The organism is Kamptonema sp. PCC 6506 (assembly GCF_000180455.1).
Classification (GTDB): domain Bacteria; phylum Cyanobacteriota; class Cyanobacteriia; order Cyanobacteriales; family Microcoleaceae; genus Kamptonema; species Kamptonema formosum.
In genome coordinates this window covers 1-1,390 of record NZ_CACA01000215.1, presented here as the reverse complement: position 1 = coordinate 1,390, position 1,390 = coordinate 1, and the positions used below count along the sequence as shown (strand labels likewise).

General features: G+C 47.6%; 1 protein-coding gene. It reads left to right on the top strand.

The window, feature by feature from the left end:
• The first annotated feature begins 143 nt into the window (after positions 1-143).
• Positions 144-1,217 carry a DMT family transporter gene (locus OSCI_RS11020; RefSeq protein WP_007355021.1) on the top strand — a complete coding sequence of 358 codons (1,074 nt, stop codon included), beginning with the start codon at positions 144-146 and terminating at the stop codon, positions 1,215-1,217.
• Positions 1,218-1,390 lie beyond the last annotated feature (173 nt).

Sequence of the window (1,390 nt, the reverse complement as noted above, 5' to 3'; positions counted from 1 at the left end):
TCTTCCCCTTCTTACCCTAGCCCCTAGTCCCTAGCCCCTAGCCCCTTCTTCACCAGTAGGCTTATTGACTGAGGTTGCACACAAATCTTAAAATTACTTCATAATAATTTAGGATACCCCCCTTATTGTTTGGAGCCATAATTATGCAGCTAAAGCTTACTGAGTCAAAACTGCCATTTGCGCCGTTGTTATTGATCGCGCCGTTTTTCCTGTGGGGAACCGCAATGGTAGCGATGAAAGGGGTTATCCCCAACACAACGCCCCTATTTATGGCGGGAGTGCGGTTAGTACCGGCGGGGGTGTTAGTGTTGCTAGCGGCGGCGTTGATGGGTAAACCTCAGCCGCAGGGGGGGAAGGCGTGGCTGTGGATTTCGCTGTTTGCACTTATAGATGGTGCGCTGTTTCAAGGCTTTTTGGCGGAAGGGTTAGTCCGAACTGGTGCGGGTTTGGGTTCGGTGATGATCGATTCTCAACCGTTGGCGGTGGCGATTTTATCGCTGTGGCTGTTTCAAGAACGAATTGGATTTTGGGGTTGGTTGGGATTGGCGATCGGCATTGGGGGTATTAGTTTGATTGGCTTACCGGAGGGGTTGATTTCGGGTTGGCTGCATCCTGAGACGGTGCAGGCGACCTCTGCGGGGATTGGGGTGTTGTTCCAAAGTGGCGAATGGTTGATGCTGTTGGCGGCTTTGTCGATGGCTGTGGGTACGGTTTTGGTGCGGTGGGTTTGTCGCTATGCCGATCCGGTGACGGCGACGGGTTGGCACATGATTTTAGGGGGTTTGCCCCTGTTTGGGCTTTCGGCGGTGACAGAATCGCAACAGTTTGTGAATATTGATTTTTCTGGCTGGATGGCTTTGGGTTATGCGACGGTGTTTGGGAGTGCGATCGCTTACGGTTTATTTTTTTACTTTGCCTCTAGCGGCAGTCTCACAAGTTTAAGTTCGCTGACTTTCTTGACTCCAGTTTTTGCTTTGCTATTTGGCAATTTATTTTTAGGGGAAGTGCTAAACCCTATACAGTCAATAGGTGTAGCCCTGACTTTAGTTAGTATTTACTTGATTAATCAGCGAGATATTTTAGCGGAAAAATTGAGAGGAAAGCTAACTGAAACTAAGGCGGATGATGAGCAGCAGAAAGTATTGGAAGTGACTGATGGTAAGTCCTTTGAGATGCCTGTAAAAGTGCGGGTGAGTGAATTAGAGTCTGAAATTTAACGACTGTAGGAACGCGATTAATTGCGGATTCAACAAAAAAATTAAGGATAATTGGTTAACTCTTGAATCAACTGAGCAGGTGTGAGGATTCGAGGAGTAGTAACGGGAAAGTCTTGCTGGTTACGAGTGATAATTGCATCTAGTTGATTGATGACAGCAGTGCTGTATTGAAT

Bases quoted from the DNA above. Each gene is read 5' to 3' on its own strand.
- OSCI_RS11020 (WP_007355021.1), top strand. From the start codon at position 144: ATGCAGCTAAAGCTTACTGAGTCAAAACTGCCATTTGCGCCGTTGTTA.